Origin of the sequence: Bacillus cereus group sp. BfR-BA-01309 (assembly GCF_022664315.1) — a bacterium.
GTDB lineage: Bacteria > Bacillota > Bacilli > Bacillales > Bacillaceae_G > Bacillus_A > Bacillus_A mobilis.
This window is the reverse complement of the sequence record NZ_JAKUHE010000005.1, coordinates 159607-178055: the sequence shown is the minus strand read 5'-3', so window position 1 is coordinate 178055 and position 18449 is coordinate 159607. Positions and strand designations below refer to the sequence as shown.

The following is an 18449-nucleotide window of genomic DNA, read 5'->3' as shown; positions in this document are numbered from 1 at the left end:
AAAAGTAGAGGGGAAAATCTGTCTCTTCCGAAAGTAGTTTTTTATAAAAGGTCACATAAAAAGAACTCGACAGACGTATGACGAGTTCTTTAATGTATTATTGTTGAATTGCTGCATCTAAAGCGATTTCAATCATTTCGTTAAATGTAGTTTGACGCTCTTCAGATGTTGTTTCTTCACCAGTGAAGATGTGGTCACTTACTGTTAATACAGATAACGCATTTACACCGTATTTCGCTGCTAATGTGTAAAGAGCAGTTGTTTCCATTTCTACTGCTAGTACACCGTAATCTCCAAGTTTTTTAACCATGTCCATGCTTTCGCGGTAAAATACATCTGCTGTTAAAACGTTACCAACACGAACGTGTAAGCCTTTTTCAGTTCCAGCATCGTAAGCTTTCTTTAAAAGGTCAAAGTTTGCAGCCGGTGCAAAATCAAAACCTGGGAATGTTAAACGGTTCATATTAGAATCCGTACAAGCTGTCATTGCAATAATAACGTCACGTACTTTTACGTCTTTTTGAATCGCACCGCAAGTTCCAACGCGAATTAAATTTTTAACTCCGTAGCTTTGGATTAATTCGTTTACATAAATAGAAATAGAAGGAACACCCATACCTGTACCTTGAACAGATACGCGTTTTCCTTTATAAGTTCCAGTGAAACCTAACATACCACGCACGTTATTATAGCAAGTAACGTCCTCTAGAAATGTTTCAGCGATATATTTTGCACGTAATGGATCACCAGGTAATAGAATAGATTCAGCAATTTCGCCTTGTTTTGCTTCAATATGTACACTCATGAAAAGTCCTCCTTATAATGTATTGATAGAAATCAATATCATTTGCATTATACACTATCAATCCTTTCAATTAAAATCTTTTAATTATTTGTAATATGTGTAAAGCAGGAGGATTTCATAAATCATAATCTAGAATATATATGTAAGAAGTTTTGTGTGAACAGAGACAATAAAAATGGTAGGTGATGTTTTGAAAAATCTTGTCATTGGACTTGTTGCTTTGCTTTTTATTGTAGTAGGAGGATTTTACATAAAGAAGTATCAGGAAACTACAGAGACTGTAGGTGATGTTCAGGAAGTAAAATGGGATGTGTCAAATGGAAAAGGAAATGAGAAAGTAGATATTTCGTTTCAATTACTAAATAATAAAAATAACGAAGTTCGTGGTGTGAATGATCAAATTCGGGCAGTTATTGTAGACGGACAATTAAAACATGTACAACAAATGAAACCTACATTTGCAGGGAATGGATCATATAAGGTTTCTTCCAAAATAGTGAAAGATGAAGGATATACAATATTTTTATATGAAGACAAAAATAAGTCTGTGGAATCATTTGCGAAGAAAGATTTTGGGAGAGAAATAGAGGAGAAAAATAAGAAAAAAGTAAAATTTTCAATCGATAGTGTGCTTACAAAAAAAATAGGGGAGTATGAAGTTTCTTTATTATTTGGTGCCTTGCATCCGAATGAACCAGCGACGTTAACATTTCAATTCCAAGCGAAAAAGGGTGAGAAATTGAAATTACATTCCGAGAGAGGAGAAGTAGAGGCACTCTATATCGTGGACGAAACGAGAGAAAACTTTTTATATGCAATACCTGTTGATACAGATGAGCAATTACAATATCGTATTACATTCCCTGTAGAAGGAACGTATAAAATATGGGGAGATTTCTATATAAATGGTAAGAAATATGAAAAAGAATTTATTGTACAAGTTCAAAAACGAAAAAACAGCTAAATATTTAGCTGTTTTTTCGTTTTCCTATTAATTTTGTAACAGAGAGCATTGTAATTGGTAAAGAATGATTCTTTCTAAATGCTAAATATTTACCGCTCCATGCTGGTTTATATTTTTCTTTAAAATGACGTAGTCCGCTGAAACTATACGTATAACGAACATTATTAAAGATGGCGGCAGCAACTCGTTCAGACCAGAAAGATTGTGTCGATAAACCTACATTTGAAAGTGGTGCCATACCAATATTAAAGGAATGGTATTCATTTTCTTTGGCCCACTGGAATAGGTGAATGAAAATTGCATCCATAATACCGCTAGGTGCATCTGGATAATAGCGCATTAAATCAACAGACAATGATCCGTCTTGATATACCGGCATAAAGGTTGTAAATGCGATGATTTTTCCATCCGCATCAGATAATGTAGCGATAGGTGCTCGGCTAATATATTCACGATCAAAGTATCCGAGTGAAAAGCCTTTCTCTTTTTTACCGCCGAGCCATGCCTCTGAAACTTTTTTTAACTCTTCATAAAGTTCATCTGAGAATGGTGGCTGGTGAATAGAGAATGTATAGCCTTCTCTTTCAAAACGGTTGAAAGTCGCGCGCATACCGGCGCGTTTTTTTCCTGTTATTGTAAATGTATTTAAATCAACGACAGCTTCTTCACCAAGCTTAAAGAAGTTATAACCAAAATCATGATATAAACTCATCCATTTACTTTCAATTTGGTAGAATACACAAATGTATCCAAATCGATCAGCCTCAGCTAAAAACTCTTGTAACACAGTACGATAGGAGGAAGGATCCCCAATTGGATCACCTAGCACAACAAGGCGCTTTCCCGTTATAGAGAAGAGAAGGAGCGCTTTCCCATCACTACTGAAGAAGAATTGTTTATCTCCTAAAAATCCTAAATGACTAAGTACATTTCCATTATGTTCATCTAAGAAGTTTTTCAATCTTTTATCATTCGCTGGTTGCCCGGGAAATTCATTTCGATAACGGTTGGCAATGAGTGAGCCAATCAGTAAAAAAGTAGGAACGAAAAAGGCAGCTGCTAATGCACTTCGTTTCACTTGCGTAATATTACGAACGACAAAATCAGGTTTAAAGGCTTCTTTTGCACCTGCAAATAAAATACCTAAGTTTTTATATAAATATAAAGTTATAAGTAGGAATATAAAAACTTTTACCATATCAGAAAGTGAGACTTCCATTTTCTCGCGTACAAATCTTTTACGAAGCATATATAATACAGCGAGTACGATTAATAAAATAAACGTTTCTTCAATATCAATTCCTTTTAGCGTATTAAAGATTGCTGCTCCGATTAAAGAAATAATCGTCATATAGTAAGAACGTTTTGTTCCATAATATATGCCTCGTGAAAGGATTAGCAGGAGAATACCAAATGTTAGTGATAAGCTAAAAGAAAATTGAATAAGAGGTTTTGGAGCTAGAATATGTAAGGCGTGTGCTCTGTTTATACTTGTTGGTAGAATGGTCGATAAAATAACCATTAGTCCAGCAAATACTGTTAAGGCAGCAGATGCCCATGAACCTAATTTTCCTAGAAAATCACGCTGCAAAGTCCATATAACACCAGTTGTTTCTAATGCAGGCGCAATAAAAGGTTTATCTTCAAACTTTTTAATGGCCACGCCTGTCATTTCAAAAGCTGCAAAAATAAGACCAAGGCAGAAAGGTAAAATGTAATAGACGAGGCGATACAATAACATAGCAGGTAGTAATACGCCTGTATCAATGCCATACTGTCCGAGTCCAGTTAAAAAGACAAGATCAAATGAACCAAGGCCACCAGGCACAAGACTCACAACGCCAGCTAAAGCAGCAATGACATACACACCTAAGAACTTTTGAAATTCGATATCGATGCCAAATAATATTAATATGACGTACATAACAATACCAGCAGATACCCACTCGACTAATGAAACTAATGAGTATAAAACAGTTGGATTTTTCTCTTCTGCTTCTTCTTGTCCTTCGGTTTGGCTTGTTTTTCTATTTTTAAGTTTAGAAAAGCCAATATATATAGGGACGAAAAGAGCGAAAAAGATAAGAACAGGCCATAGCCACGGTTTTTCATGCAAAATAAAACTTGTGTCTAATATTCCAATAAGACCGAGGAATGAAAGAATGGCTAATCCGTTAATAAAAGCAGTTGTCATCCAGGCAATGCTTTTAATAAGTTTGCCATTTTCTTTTATGTACGGACGATAAAGCATTGTGCGTACACCAGCTCCAACGAGACCACCAAATCCAATAAATCCATTTAAAGTATTAGCAATCCATGAGATACGGAAAATCTTTTGGACTGGTATATCAGCTTTTAAATAACGAAGCATAACATAGTCATAAAAGAACATTGTTGATACAGCAAATGCACCAAGTGTAATTGCTAAAAAGACTCCGCCGGTTGGAATGTTTTTAATTGAATTGATTGCTTCTAAAAAAGAAATGCCTGCTAATTCTTTTTTTGCTTGAAAGAATACAATTGTTAATACAACAAATGGGAAGATAAATTTCCCGATTTGTAAGAAACGTTTCCATGAAAACGACATAAATACAACTCTCCTTGTATAAGAAAACTGAGACAATAATATTATTATGACAAACTTCAAGAAAAATAAAAAGGTAAATTCCTGTATAGGGAAGCTATTTTTTATAAGGGTTATATTTAAAAGAGTATTTCGTTTGTCAGAAAATTAAGTTAAAATAAATTGAAAGAAGGAAGAGAGGGGAAGTAGATGATTATAATAGGTTATGCGGGATATGAGTTAGAGAAAGCAAAACCAAATACATCGGAAGATTTCTTTAATAGATCTGAAGTGACATATATATTAAATAATAAAGAGAGAACTTTTTCCGTTTTATACGTTCGATATTTTGAAGAAGTTTTACAAGAAATTACTCCTTTTGAAGGAAATCCAGTATGTAAAGTAGAAGAACAAGAAATATATTTACGGGATATTGTAGCGATATGTTGTTTACTGAAAGAGAAGGAGCTTCGTATGCAAAAACGTTTATATTTAAATAATATAGAAGAATTTCAACAATATTTTGATGAGGGAACAGTGGTGAAAGTACAAGAAATATTGGCTGAATTACATAAAAATAAAAGAGTAGAAATAGCGTGAAATGGCAAAGGAGAGGGAAAAATGTCTAATCTGATGGTTGAAAATCAAACAGAACAAGTTTCTATGTTTTTAGAAGATGTTACTACACTGATAACCAATTATGTAAATTATCATACGTTACCTTCTTTATTAGAAGAAACACCAGCAGGGAACGAACAATATTACAAGGGGTTATTAGCGTCAATGAGACGTCTTCTCGTTTTTTGTGAAGAAGGACATGATGCATGTTTTGTTTTGTTAAATAGCCAGCCATTTCGAAAAACAGCAGCTGAAAAAATTTTATATAAAATTTATCATCAAGTAATTGCAGAGTTTTTCTCACCAAAGAGTGATCATTGGTATGAAAATAGTCGGTCTGCCTATACAGGGAAAAACTCCATCGTTTTTCAACAAACGCCACCAGCGTCTGTAGAGCAAGTGATGAAGAGTTTAGAAGGTAAATTTCAATTGATGCGTGAAGAACTAGAATATTATGAGACGGATTACCAAACAAAGATGTTACACAAATATTAATTGCGAAAAAGAAGCTAAGGGGACTTAGCTTCTTTTCCTTTTGTAAAGTTATATAAGGGATTTCCTTTGAATATATTTATGGGGATAGCATTAAGGAGGTGTAACATGAGTCAGCAAGGTGTATTTACAGATTACTTTCATGAAGTAGAGAGCTGGTGTGAAAGTGTTCTTCACGTATTAGATAGCCGTGCAATGGAAGTGTATGATGTCCATATGCTTGCTTATAAAATTCAAACGTTATTAGATCGTATGAAAGAGCATGAGTATGATACAGATGCAGAGTTTATGTATGAGATAAGTGATGATGTAGAACATATTCAGCATCATTTGCAGGAAGTATTCGTGCAAGGAGAAGAGGAATATGAACTATATGAAAGAGGGGATAGTGAACGAGCTGTTCCAATTGGAGGGCATACACTTCCACCATTACCTTATCCGTATAATGCGTTAGAACCTTATATTTCTAGAGAAATTATGATGTTACACCATGATAAACATCATCGCAGTTACGTGGAAGGATTAAATAAGGCAGAGAAGATGATGGAAGAAGCGAGAAAAACAAATCAATTTGATTTAATTAAGCATTGGGAAAGAGAAGCGGCTTTTCATGGATCAGGTCATTACTTACACACGATATTTTGGAATAACATGAAAAAAGATGGTGGCGGAAGTCCAAGGGGGGCTCTTTCACAACAGATTGAACAAGATTTTGGAAGTTTTTTACGTTTTCAAAAACATTTCACAGAAGCAGCTTCTAAAGTGGAAGGATCAGGATGGGCGATTCTCGTCTGGGTGCCACGATCTGGAAGATTAGAAATTTTGCAGAGTACACTTCATCAATTATTTACACAATGGGATACCATACCGCTCCTCGTACTAGACGTGTGGGAACATGCGTATTATTTACAATACCAAAATCGAAAAGATGAATATATTAAAAACTGGTGGAATGTTGTAAATTGGCCTGATGTCGAAAAAAGATTTGAAAGTGCGAAACAAATTGAATGGACACCTTATTAGACGCAGGTTTTCTGCGTCTTTTTTATTGGAAGGGGCCAGAGATTTCGTTCATATTTTAAAAGGCCAAGCATACACTTGTACAAAAAGTGCCAAAAGGACGTGGGGGGAAATATGAGACGAATTTGTGTAATAATCACGCTTTTTATTATGTACGCAAGCGTTATGCCAATTCCTACATATGCAAAGATGAACAGTAATGTCAGTGCTCGAAATGCTGTATTAATGGAACAACAGTCAGGTCGTGTATTATATGGGAAAGCAGAACACGAGTCACAAAAAATTGCTAGTATAACAAAAATTATGACAGCGTTGTTAGCTGCTGAATCAGGAAAAATGAAAGAAATGGTACCAGTTAGTAATGAAGCGGTGAGAGTAGAAGGCTCAGCAATTTATTTAAAACCTGGACAGAAAGTGAAGTTAGAGGATTTAGTATACGGACTCATGCTTAGATCTGGTAATGATGCAGCACAAGTAATTGCTGAAAATGTAGGAGGGAGTATAGAAGGGTTCGTATATTTAATGAATGAAAAGGCGAAACAAATTGGAATGAAAGATACTCACTTTTCAAACCCACATGGTTTGGATGGAGATGGCTCCCATTATTCGTCAGCCTATGATATGGCACTTTTAACGAAGTATGCAATGGGGAATGAAACCTTTAAGAAGATTTTTGGGACAAAAACGTATAAATCAGATTCGTGGGATTATCCATGGAAAAACAAACATAAACTCGTGACATCTTATTATGAATTTGCGACAGGAGGAAAAACCGGTTTTACGAAGAAAGCAGGACGGACACTTGTTACAACAGCATCAAAAGATGGACTAGATCTAATTGTCGTAACTTTGAGCGCTTCTAGCGATTGGGATGATCATATGAATTTATTTGATAAAGGTTTTGAACGTTTCAAGCAAACGAACGTTGTAGGACAAGGAGCTCTTGCTGAAATAACTGAAAAGAAATATGCCAATCATGTTTATACGAAAAATAGTTTTGCGGTGCCATTAACAGAGCAAGAAAGAAAGGATGTCGTATTAAAAGTTGAACTCGATAAAAGTGCAAAACTTAAGGATGGCGTAAAGGTTGGGAAGACAGAAATTTATGTTGGCAATGAGAAAGTTGGAGAACGGAATTTATTTTATAGTAAACGAAAGTTAGTAGCTACAACGGGAATGTACTGGAATAATGTGAAAGAAATTTTTTCTCATATGATAGGTGTTGGGAGCGATGGTTAATCTCGTATGGGTAGCGATGGCAGTCATAGGGATTGTATATGCCATGATAAATGGAACGATGGAAGCGATAAATAAAGCTGTATTTGACGGAGCAAAAGACGCAGTAACAATTTGTATAGGACTCATTAGTGTTTTAGTATTTTGGCTTGGTTTAATGAAAATTGCAGAGGAAGCAGGGTTGTTAAAAAAGTTAGTGTCACTTTTTATGCCGATCGTAAAAAGATTATTTCCAGAAATACCGAAAGATCATCCGTCAATGGGATTTATTTTATCGAATATGATGGCAAACTTTTTTGGATTAGGGAATGCAGCGACCCCTCTTGGTATTAAAGCGATGGAACAATTGAAAGAATTAAATGGAGGGAAGGATTCGGCGAGCCGTTCTATGGTAACGTTTCTCGCGTTAAATACATCAGCGATTACTTTAATTCCTACTACTGTCATTTCGATTCGAATGACGTATGAATCAGCGAATCCTACTGAAATTGTAGGGGTAACATTCATTGCACAAGTACTCTCTATGATCGGAGCGATTTGGATTGACCGCTATTTTTACCGAAGAAGGAGTAGGAAGGGGCGGAAGAAATGAGTATTGTCAATACGATATCATTATGGGTAATCCCTTGTGTAATTGGTTTTATCCTTTTATATGGCACGATAAAGAAAGTGCCAACCTATGAATCGTTCGTTGAGGGAGGAAAAGAAGGAATTCAAATTGCAATCTCCATTTTACCATTTATGGTTGGGATGCTTGTATCTATTTCAATATTTCGAGCTTCAGGTGCATTAGATGCAATGATATCAGTAATGAAGCCGATGTTAGATTTAATTCATGTCCCAGCAGAAATTGTTCCACTAGCACTTATACGCCCTATTTCAGGCTCTGCTGGTTTAAGTATTACGACCGATTTAATTGCCACATATGGGCCAGACTCATTTATTGGAAGATTGGCTTCTACGATGCAAGGGAGTACAGATACGACTTTTTATATTTTAACAGTATACTTCGGAGCTGTTGGAATTAGAAAAATGGGCGATGCATTAAAAGTAGGACTTTTTGCCGATTTGATCGGAATTATTTGTTCAATTGTGTTTGTTTCTTTAATGTTTAAGTAAGGCTATTCATTTTTTATGCTATTTCGCTTATAATACGTATACGACCACTATTAAGGTGTTGCTTAATAGTGGTTTTTTTATGCGGTATTTTTGACAAAATGATGAACTTTTATTGTGAGCAATATGAAGAATATGGACAATAATAAAAGGTAAAAACATGATTTGCCCTTTATATGTTTATTATCATCGCTATGTTGTTTAAGTAAGATGAAGCGAAAAGCCGTCAAGTGTATGCGGTTGCCAAGTCTTTCTAATGTAAGGTAAGATAAATTCGAGGTGAAAAAAAGAAATGGAACGATTACAAAAAGTGATTGCGCAAGCAGGTATTGCATCGAGAAGAAAGGCTGAGGAATTAATTCAGCAAGGAAAAGTGAAAGTTAACGGAAAAATAGTGAAGGAGTTAGGAACGAAAGTCACTCCTCAAGATAAAGTAGAAGTAAATAACATCCCTCTTGAAAAAGAAGAACCTGTTTATTTTTTACTATATAAACCAACTGGCGTAATTTCAAGTGTATCAGATGATAAAGGAAGAAGTGTTGTAACAGACTTTTTCCCTGAAATTAGACAACGTTTATTCCCAATCGGCCGCTTAGATTATGATACGTCTGGCGTATTATTAATGACAAATGATGGGGAATTTGCAAATGTATTAATGCATCCGAGATATAAAGTTGAAAAAACGTATGTTGCAAAAATTAAAGGGCCATTAACAGGTGAGAAAATTCGCATGTTAGAACGAGGTGTTGCATTAGAAGATGGAAAAACAGCACCAGCACAAGTGAAAATTATTTCTTGGGACAAGCGTAAAGAGACTGCGATTGTACAATTAACGATTCATGAAGGACGTAATCGTCAAGTACGCCGCATGTTTGAAGCGTTAGATTGTAAAGTAGTGAAACTAAAGCGTGAACGCTACGCCTTTTTAGAAGTGGGTAGCTTGCGCCCTGGTGATGCTAGAGAATTGTCACCACATGAGGTGAAACAATTACGTGCATTGGCTTCTACAAAGCCGCGCTAATCGATAGTGTGAAACTTTCACCAGTGGAATGCTCCGCTGGTGATTTATTAAAAAATACATATATTCATCACTCGTCGAAGAGAGGGGAGACAATATGAAAAAAAATCGCTTATTATTTCGTGTTATTATTCTACTCATTTTATGCGGTGCTGTAGGATTTACACTTTATCAAGGGTATTTCACTAAAGAAGAGAAAATGCAAATCGGAAAAGAAGCACCTAATTTTGTTGTGACAGATTTAGAAGGAAAGAAAATTGAATTAAAAGATTTAAAGGGAAAAGGTGTATTTTTAAACTTTTGGGGCACTTGGTGTAAACCGTGTGAGAAAGAAATGCCTTATATGAACGAATTATATCCAAAGTATAAAGAAAAAGGCGTTGAAATTATTGCGTTAGATGCAGATGAAACGGATATTGCTGTTAAGAATTTTGTGAAACAATACGATCTTAAGTTCCCAGTCGCAATTGATAAAGGTGGAGAAATTATAAAAACGTATGGAGTAATACCGTTACCAACAAGCTTCTTGATTGATAAGGATGGTAAGGTGATTCAAGAGATTAAAGGTGAACAAACGATAGAGCAATTGGAAGAGTATTTAAAGAAAATTACTCCGTAATAAAGAAAGCCTTTACATACGAGGCGCTTACCTATAGCGCCTTCGGTTTAAAAATTCTGAGTATTGCGGTAACTTGAGGTTAGAATATACAATAGTACATATAGATACAGGGGCGGTGAGAGTGTTGAAAGAAATTAAGTGTGAATGTGGACATGTTAATCCAATAGGAACTGTTTTTTGTGAGGCTTGTGGGAAACCATTTGAAAGCAATGAAAATATAAAACTATTGGATATGCGCTATGAGGGGAGTGCTCGGAGATCTCTCACGCAAACAAAAACGATAGTCGATAAAATTTGGAGCTTTTTCTCTTCTGTAAAAGTGGGTGTATGGCTCATTGTAATCACTTTAGCTGCATCGGCGATAGGAACTATTTTTCCACAAGAAATGTACATAACTCCAGGGATTGCACCAGCTGAATATTATAAACAAGAATACGGATTTTTAGGGCAATTATACTACCAATTAGGATTTAATAATTTATACGGTTCATGGTGGTATATGATTTTAATTGCTTCAATTGGTATTTCACTTGTGATATGTAGCTTAGACCGCGTTATTCCGCTTTATAAAGCCTTAAAGAAGCAAGGGGTGAAAAGACACCCTAGTTTTTTAAAGAGACAAAGATTATACGGTACTGGTACACCGCAAGATGGTGATTTGGAAAAAATTCAAATGAATTTAAAGAAAACGAACTATAATGTGAAAGTGGAAGACGGAAACATTTTAGCTGAAAAGGGACGGTTTTCACGCTGGGGTCCATATGTGAATCATATTGGTCTTATTATCTTTTTATTCGGTGCAATGCTCCGTTTTTTACCGAGTATGTACGTAGATGAAGCACTTTGGTTACGTGATGGTGAAACGAAAGAAATACCTGGAACGGACGGGCAATACTATTTAAAAAACGAGAAGTTTATAAAGGAAGTTTATGATAAAAGTAAGGACAAGGAAGTTTTTGATGAGGCGATTGATCGTGTAGGCGATAAGATGATTGCGAAAAACTTCCAAACGAATGCTGTATTGTATAAAGTGGTCGGCGAAAATATAGCTGGACAAAAACCAAAATTAGAAAAAGTAAAAGAAGCAGAAATTCGAGTAAATGAGCCAATGAAATTTGATCAATTTGCTGTTTATCAAGTGGATTACAAAGAAAGTGAATTTAAAAGCATGTCCTTCCATTTGCAAAACAAAGAAAATAATCAAAAGTGGGGACCGATTAAAGTTGATTTAACGAATCCTACAGAGAAATATGATTTAGGAAACGGTTATTCTTTAGAACTATTAAGCTATTTCCCTGATTTTTATTTTGATGAGAGTGGAAGACCAAATACAAAAACGAAATTACCAAATAACCCTGCATTTGTGTTTAAAATGTTTACGCCTGAAACACCAGATGGTGAAGTGAGTTTTGTTGGTATTCAGCAAAATATAGAACCAGATGGGAATAATAAATATAAAATGTCGTTTGCAGGTGTGGAAATGCAAAATGCAACAGCACTTACTGTAAGGAAAGATTTAACGCTTTGGATTCTCGGTATTGGAGGATTTATATTTATGGTTGGTGTCATTCAAGGGATGTATTGGAATCATCGCCGTATTTGGATACAACGCGTTAATGATGAATGGTGGGTTGCAGGACATACGAATAAAAATTGGTTCGGTTTAAAGAAAGATATTGAAAGAGTACTAGAAGGTACAGCAATTCCGCAGCCAAGCGATAAAGTAGTAGATAAAAAAATTAGTTAAGGTGGGGAAACGATATGGTGCAAATAAGTAGTAACTTTCTCTTTACCGCATTTATTTTATATTTAATTGCAACTTTATTTTTCGGGGGAGCAATTAAAGAAAAAGGTCATAAATGGGCAAATATAGGAATAACGATTACGATTTTAGGGTTTATTGCACAAACAGTATATTTTGTTACGAGATGGATTGCATCAGGACATGCACCGGTTAGTAACTTTTTTGAATTCGGTACGTTTTTCGGCATGATGCTTGTCGGAGCATTTATTGTCATGTATTTTATGTATCGCGTAAGTATAATCGGACTCTTTGCATTACCAGTTGCACTTTTATTAATTGCCTATGCAAGTATGTTTCCGAGGGAAATATCTCCGCTTATTCCTTCTTTAAAAAGTAATTGGTTACATATTCACGTGACGACTGCAGCAGCAGGACAAGCAATCTTAGCGATTAGTTTTATTACAGGCGTAATGTATTTATTGAAAAATGTAGATCAATCAAAAAGAACGAAACGTACATTTTGGTTAGAAGCGGTCGTGTTCACACTTGTTTGTACAGTTGGATTTATTGGAGTAACAACGGTATTTTCTAGTATGAAATATGAAGCGAAATTTCAATGGATTGATAAAAATGAACAACAAGTGGAGATGAAGTACAACCTTCCTGCTTTAGTTGGACCGCATGAAGGAAAGTTATTGACAGAAAATAAATTCGAGCCGACAGTTGAAGTTCCAGCGATTGTAAATGCGAAAAAATTAAATACTGTAATTTGGTCTGTGTTAGTCGGAACGTTACTTTATATCGTATTAAGACTTGTTTTACGGAAACGAGTATCAGCGGCGCTTCAGCCGTTAGTAAAGAATACGAATAGTGATTTACTAGATGAAATCGGATATCGATCTATTGCAATTGGATTCCCAGTTTTCACATTAGGTGCATTAATTTTTGCGATGATTTGGGCACAAATAGCGTGGACACGCTTTTGGGGCTGGGATCCAAAAGAAGTTTGGGCGCTTATTACTTGGCTCTTTTATGCGGCGGTATTACATTTACGTTTATCAAAAGGGTGGCATGGAGAGAAGTCAGCGTGGTTAGCGGTAATTGGTTTTGCGATCATTATGTTTAACTTTATTGTAGTAAACTTAATTATCGCGGGTTTACATTCATACGCATAGAGAAATAAAATAGGAGAGTGAATGTCACTTTCCTATTTTATTTTTGTCAACTTTTCTTCTTTTTTGAGAAAAACATGACAAAGTAGCGGTTGATTTTGTAAAATGATGTCGAGGACATTATATACTGTTCAAAAAAAATACATAGTTTTGGAAAAAAATTGAACAAACTTTATTATTCTTGTGAAGCATAATATGGGAAGTGAAACATTTAGAAGATTGCTTAAATAAACGAGAATAGCGCAACATACTAGTGAAGAAGGGTAGGTGTAAACCGTTGTGGTAAAATACGCAACGGGTAGAAATGGAAAATGAATCAAGAATTTTAATCGTAGACGATGAGGATCGTATTCGTCGTTTGTTGAAAATGTATTTAGAAAGAGAACAATACACAATTGAAGAAGCAGACAATGGCGATACAGCTTTAGAAATGGCGTTACAAAATGATTACGATTTGATCCTGTTAGATCTTATGATGCCTGGTAAAGATGGTATTGAAGTGTGTAAAGGGGTTCGTGAGAAGAAAGCGACGCCAATTATTATGTTGACAGCAAAGGGTGAAGAGGTAAATCGAGTACAAGGGTTTGAGGTAGGAACTGATGATTATATTGTGAAACCATTTAGCCCACGTGAAGTAGTGCTTCGTGTGAAAGCGGTCTTACGACGTTCTGTACCAACAACATTCTTTACACAAGATACAACGACAAAAGATGTTACTGTGTTCCCTCATTTAACAATTGATAATGATGCACACCGTGTTACAGCAGATGGTAATGAAGTGAACTTAACACCGAAAGAGTATGAATTACTATTATTCTTAGCGAAAGCGCCTGATAAGGTATTTGATCGTGAGCAATTGCTAAAAGAAGTATGGCAATATGAATTCTTCGGAGATTTACGTACAGTTGATACGCATGTAAAGCGTTTACGTGAGAAGTTAAGCAAAAAATCACCAGATGCTGCGAAGATGATTGTTACTGTTTGGGGCGTAGGTTACAAGTTTGAGGTTGTGAACGACTGATGCTTTGGAGAAGTGTAGTAGGGAAGTTATGGATGACCATATTACTTCTCGTTTCGTTTGTGCTTGGATTTGTTGCGATTTTACTTTCACAGTTTTTTAGAACATATTATGTTGATATGAGTGAAGCTAGGCTTCAAAAGGTTGCAACAAGTGTTTCAGAGTTAATTGAAGAAGGCGCCGATGTAAAAACGATTGAGAATATCGCGTACAAATTCTCTGATCCTCTTTCAAGGATTATTATTGTAGAAGATGGTAAAGAAATCTCTTCTTCGCCGAAACAAGAAGGGTTAGTTACTCTTACAATGGATGATTTGAAAGAAGATAAAGAATTAGCGGCTGTTTTTACAGACAAAAAAGAAATTAAGAATAACATTAGAAAAGCCTCTAATAGTAGAAAGAATAAAAACACTGAAAATGATATTATGATTGTCGGAAAACCAGTGCAGTCGAAAAATCAAAGTGCAGTGTTCGTATACGAATCTTTAAAAGTTCCGATACAAGGTATGGAGAGAACGACTGATTTTATATTCTTATCAGCAGGGATTGCGATTATATTAACAACTTTCTTTGCATTCTTCTTATCTACTCGAATTACAGCACCACTCCGTAAAATGCGTGAGGTTGCTTTTGAGGTGGCGCGCGGGAAGTTTGATGCGAAAGCTCCTATGGTATCTCAGGACGAGATTGGTGAGCTTGCAACAGCCTTAAATCAAATGGGAAAACAGCTGAAGTTTAATATGAATGCTCTGCAGCAAGAAAAAGAACAGTTAGCTAGTATTTTAAGTAGTATGGCAGATGGGGTTATTACGTTAAATCAAGAAGGTGAAGTCGTTGTAATCAATCCACCGGCTGAACATTTCTTACAAGTTTGGCAAGAAGAAAAAGAAATAGAGCTAAGTAAAAAGCTACCTTCTGAACTTGTTGAACTATTCCATCTCGTTGTAGAAAGTGAACAACAACAAGTAGTTGAAATTAACTTACAAAAAGGGAACTATGTAGTTCTTATGACGCCGCTTTACAACCAGACGAAAATTCGCGGGGCGGTAGCTGTATTGCGTGATATGACGGAAGAACGTCGTCTTGAGAAAATGCGTCAAGACTTTATTGCGAACGTATCACATGAACTCCGTACACCGATGGTAATGCTTCAAGGATATAGTGAAGCAATTTTAGATGATATTGTGCAAACGAAAGAAGAAATTAATGAGTTTGTTCAAATCATTTATGATGAATCCGTTCGTTTAGGTAAACTTGTAAATGAATTATTAGATTTAGCGCGTATGGAAAGTGGTAATGTAGAGTTACATATAGGTGAAGTTGATATTCATCCTTTCGTTGAAAAAATAGGTCGTAAATTCCAAGGAATTGCCAAGGATAAAGAAGTCGCATTAACGGTTGATTTCCAAAATCCAATTGAGCAATACCCGTTTGATGCAGATCGTATGGAACAAGTATTGACGAATTTAATTGATAACGCAATTCGTCATACGAATGCAGGTGGACATGTAACGCTTGTAATTGATATGAAAAATAATGGTCTTATTTTTGAAGTACAAGATTCGGGTGCTGGCATTCCAGAAGAAGATATTCCATTTTTATTCGATCGTTTCTACAAAGCTGATAAAGCAAGAACACGTGGGAAAAAAGTTGGAACCGGACTCGGGCTTGCGATTGCAAAAAATATTGTACAAGGCCATGATGGTAAAATTGCTGTTTCAAGTGTTGTTGGAGAGGGAACTACATTCTCTGTATATTTACCGAATCGTATAATTTAGATATACGTTTTTAAAGTTGATAATGAATAAAGTTCTACTGTTTTTTATTTTTTTGTAAAATCAATTAAATAAATAATAGTAGAACTTTTTTCTATCTTAGTCGAATGAAGAATAATAAGAGGGGTGTCGTGAAGTGATGAAATTATATACGAAAACAGGAGATAAAGGGACAACAAGTGTAATAGGCGGCAGAGTGGATAAAGATAATATCAGAGTTGAAGCATATGGCACGATAGATGAGGCGAATTCTCATATTGGATATGCAATGACGAAACTACAAGGCGGGTCTTTCGGAGAAATTTACAATGAACTTGAAAACATTCAACATGAACTATTTGATTGTGGGGGAGATTTGGCGGTAGTAGAGAGGAAAATTCCTTATAAAGTAACGATTGAAATGGTCGAAAGCTTAGAAAGAAGGATTGATTTGTATATAGAAGAAGCACCGCCGTTAGAGCGTTTTATTTTACCAGGTGGAAGCGAAGCGGCAGCTGCTATTCATATGGCACGTACAGTTGTAAGGCGAGCAGAACGATGTGTAGTGTCCTTGCAAAAAGAAGGGGAAACAAATGAAGTTGTTCTAAAGTATGTAAATAGACTATCTGATTATTTGTTTGCGGTAGCTAGAGTAATAAATGCTCGATTACAAGTCAAAGACGTGGAGTATAATCGCAGTGCAATCGTTTTTCGTGATAAAAAAGAGAAGGGAGTGGAGTGATTCACTTTCTTTTTTTGTATACTTTTTTCTGTAATATACCAAAATAGAGAAGGTATGGTGTTGATTAGAAAACGGAGGATGTATATGAAAGTGTTAAAATGTGGCGTCATGTTATTGACAGTACTGTTTTTATCTCAATTACATGTGTACGCAGAGGGAAACCAATGGACATGGCCTGTTGAAGGGCAGATAAGTGATTATTTTGGGACAAGGCACGGAAAACACTACGGTATAGATATAGCGGCACCGATTGGCGCGCCTGTGGCAGCTATTCAAGATGGTAAGGTAACAAAGTCTTATTATTCAAGTAGTTATGGAAACGTTGTATTTATTAAACATGGAGAATATGAGGCTGTATATGCACATTTAAATAAGAGATATGTAGTTCAAGGGGATTATATTTCAAAAGGAGAAATAATTGGAGAAGTAGGAAATACAGGAGAATCGAGAGGTGCACACTTACATTTAGAAGTTCATCAAGGAAGATGGACGATGGCGAAAAAGAATGCGATGAATCCATTGCTTGTTTTACATGAACAGAGAAATGAAGTCGCTTCCTCATCCTTATATGTCGTTCAAAAAGGGGACACTTTAGTTAGTATTGCACGGAAATTTAGTATGTCAGTTAAGGAAGTTAAAGAAAAAAATGGACTGCAGCAAGATCGGATTTATCCAAATCAACAATTATACGTAAAGTAAAGAAGAGCTAGTTTAACTAGCTCTTCTTTTACCAAAAAATAAAGACACATATAAATCCAGAAATAGCTAAGTAGCTATATAAGTAAAATACTTTTGTTCTTGTTTTTTCGTTTGTCCGAAACAGTACAATTGTCGGTTCAATTAAACCGATTGTCAAACAAAGTAGACCAAGAAGCATACAACCGATTGAAATGGAGTACAGGGCAATTTGTGGTGCTTGAAATGGAATCATCCATTTTAATAAAAATGCAATAAGTGCAGTGTAGCAAATGCTGCCGATGTATTTATTCAACGGTGCATTAGAACGGAACCCTGGAAGTTTTTTCAAGAAAGAGCGGGAAACAACTTCAGTTTGTAAAGATGTATGCTCTTCAATTATTTTTTGAGCTTCTTTTCCTTTTTGGAAAAGGGATAATATCCAGTTTCGCTCCCCTTGAAAAATAAATTGTGAAGTTGTCAAGTAGTGATCAATCTTCACTTTATTCCAACTCTTCCACGGATGACGCTCACACAATTTTAATTTACTCTCTGTTTTTTTATCATACTGATAAATACTGATGCCATCTTCATCGAAAGCAGCATAGTATGTCTCGCTTGAGAATGTGCCTAAATCAATTGGACAGTGGAAAAGTAATTCTTTTTTTAAGTAAAAGTATTCTTTTCTTAAGTTTTTTTTCATTGCTTCTCGAATAGAGTGTCTCTTTTCTTTCTTCATGACATTTCCTCCATAATCCAGAAAATGTTCTTATCTTAACAATTCAACATCTTATCACTTTTAACTATATATGACTAGTGGATTCATAGGAGAAATGCCTAATACTAAAAAATATGGGGTGTATTGTAAAGTATAGTGATTGGTTTCGGTTATA

General features: G+C 35.5%; 18 protein-coding genes. 15 read left to right on the top strand and 3 right to left on the bottom strand.

Annotation, left to right across the window (positions count from 1 at the left end; genetic code table 11):
* Positions 1 to 97 precede the first annotated feature (97 nt).
* Positions 98 to 805 (bottom strand): purine-nucleoside phosphorylase, encoded by a 708-nt coding sequence (deoD, locus tag MR115_RS11905; RefSeq protein WP_000110707.1) that lies wholly within the window; start codon positions 803 to 805, stop codon positions 98 to 100.
* Positions 806 to 980: 175 nt separating this feature from the next.
* Between deoD and MR115_RS11900 the strand changes: the two genes are divergently transcribed.
* Positions 981 to 1769 (top strand): hypothetical protein, encoded by a 789-nt coding sequence (locus tag MR115_RS11900; protein WP_242241390.1) that lies wholly within the window; start codon positions 981 to 983, stop codon positions 1767 to 1769.
* Between the two features lie 4 nt (positions 1770 to 1773).
* Here MR115_RS11900 and mprF read toward each other — a convergent pair whose 3' ends face one another.
* Complete coding sequence (gene mprF / locus MR115_RS11895; protein ID WP_097818770.1) at positions 1774 to 4356, bottom strand: bifunctional lysylphosphatidylglycerol flippase/synthetase MprF; 2583 nt, start codon at positions 4354 to 4356, stop codon at positions 1774 to 1776.
* A 186-nt stretch (positions 4357 to 4542) separates the two neighbouring features.
* Here mprF and MR115_RS11890 point away from each other — a divergent pair, with 186 nt between their 5' ends.
* The 14 genes from MR115_RS11890 to MR115_RS11825 all read left to right on the top strand — a co-directional run bounded on the left by MR115_RS11890 (position 4543) and on the right by MR115_RS11825 (position 17580).
* Positions 4543 to 4932 (top strand): hypothetical protein, encoded by a 390-nt coding sequence (locus MR115_RS11890; protein WP_242241389.1) that lies wholly within the window; start codon positions 4543 to 4545, stop codon positions 4930 to 4932.
* Between the two features lie 21 nt (positions 4933 to 4953).
* Positions 4954 to 5445 (top strand): YpuI family protein, encoded by a 492-nt coding sequence (locus MR115_RS11885; protein ID WP_242241387.1) that lies wholly within the window; start codon positions 4954 to 4956, stop codon positions 5443 to 5445.
* Between the two features lie 105 nt (positions 5446 to 5550).
* The gene (locus tag MR115_RS11880; RefSeq protein ID WP_000082672.1) at positions 5551 to 6465 is read left to right on the top strand and encodes a superoxide dismutase; all 915 of its coding nucleotides are present in this window, start codon (positions 5551 to 5553) and stop codon (positions 6463 to 6465) included.
* A gap of 111 nt (positions 6466 to 6576) precedes the next feature.
* The gene (dacB, locus tag MR115_RS11875; RefSeq protein ID WP_061677827.1) at positions 6577 to 7701 is read left to right on the top strand and encodes a D-alanyl-D-alanine carboxypeptidase DacB; all 1125 of its coding nucleotides are present in this window, start codon (positions 6577 to 6579) and stop codon (positions 7699 to 7701) included.
* Positions 7694 to 8290, top strand: coding sequence for a spore maturation protein SpmA (spmA, locus tag MR115_RS11870; RefSeq protein ID WP_000247806.1), 597 nt, complete (start codon positions 7694 to 7696; stop codon positions 8288 to 8290). Before dacB ends, spmA begins: the two co-directional genes overlap by 8 nt.
* Positions 8287 to 8817: a spore maturation protein SpmB gene (gene spmB, locus MR115_RS11865; protein ID WP_000029511.1), complete on the top strand. Its 531-nt coding sequence runs from the start codon at positions 8287 to 8289 to the stop codon at positions 8815 to 8817. Before spmA ends, spmB begins: the two co-directional genes overlap by 4 nt.
* Positions 8818 to 9106: 289 nt before the next feature.
* Positions 9107 to 9835, top strand: a complete 729-nt coding sequence (gene rluB, locus MR115_RS11860; RefSeq protein ID WP_000440552.1) for a 23S rRNA pseudouridine(2605) synthase RluB — start codon at positions 9107 to 9109, stop codon at positions 9833 to 9835.
* 94 nt (positions 9836 to 9929) lie between these two features.
* On the top strand, positions 9930 to 10451 hold the full coding sequence (gene resA / locus MR115_RS11855) for a thiol-disulfide oxidoreductase ResA (protein WP_000742201.1): 522 nt from the start codon (positions 9930 to 9932) through the stop codon (positions 10449 to 10451).
* Between the two features lie 121 nt (positions 10452 to 10572).
* The gene (gene resB / locus MR115_RS11850) at positions 10573 to 12198 is read left to right on the top strand and encodes a cytochrome c biogenesis protein ResB (protein WP_242241386.1); all 1626 of its coding nucleotides are present in this window, start codon (positions 10573 to 10575) and stop codon (positions 12196 to 12198) included.
* A gap of 14 nt (positions 12199 to 12212) precedes the next feature.
* The gene (gene resC, locus MR115_RS11845; protein ID WP_242241383.1) at positions 12213 to 13370 is read left to right on the top strand and encodes a cytochrome c biogenesis protein ResC; all 1158 of its coding nucleotides are present in this window, start codon (positions 12213 to 12215) and stop codon (positions 13368 to 13370) included.
* A 301-nt stretch (positions 13371 to 13671) separates the two neighbouring features.
* Entirely contained in the window at positions 13672 to 14388 is a 717-nt protein-coding gene (gene resD / locus MR115_RS11840; RefSeq protein WP_000426862.1) for a DNA-binding response regulator ResD, read from the top strand.
* Entirely contained in the window at positions 14388 to 16163 is a 1776-nt protein-coding gene (gene resE / locus MR115_RS11835; RefSeq protein WP_080467683.1) for a sensor histidine kinase ResE, read from the top strand. The genes resD and resE overlap by 1 nt, the downstream gene beginning before the upstream one ends.
* A gap of 136 nt (positions 16164 to 16299) precedes the next feature.
* Positions 16300 to 16881: a cob(I)yrinic acid a,c-diamide adenosyltransferase gene (locus MR115_RS11830; RefSeq protein WP_242241550.1), complete on the top strand. Its 582-nt coding sequence runs from the start codon at positions 16300 to 16302 to the stop codon at positions 16879 to 16881.
* 84 nt (positions 16882 to 16965) lie between these two features.
* Positions 16966 to 17580 (top strand): peptidoglycan DD-metalloendopeptidase family protein, encoded by a 615-nt coding sequence (locus MR115_RS11825; protein ID WP_242241382.1) that lies wholly within the window; start codon positions 16966 to 16968, stop codon positions 17578 to 17580.
* A 28-nt stretch (positions 17581 to 17608) separates the two neighbouring features.
* Here the strand turns inward: MR115_RS11825 and MR115_RS11820 are convergent, their stop codons facing one another.
* Positions 17609 to 18295, bottom strand: coding sequence for a hypothetical protein (locus MR115_RS11820; RefSeq protein WP_061677822.1), 687 nt, complete (start codon positions 18293 to 18295; stop codon positions 17609 to 17611).
* Positions 18296 to 18449: the final 154 nt, after the last annotated feature.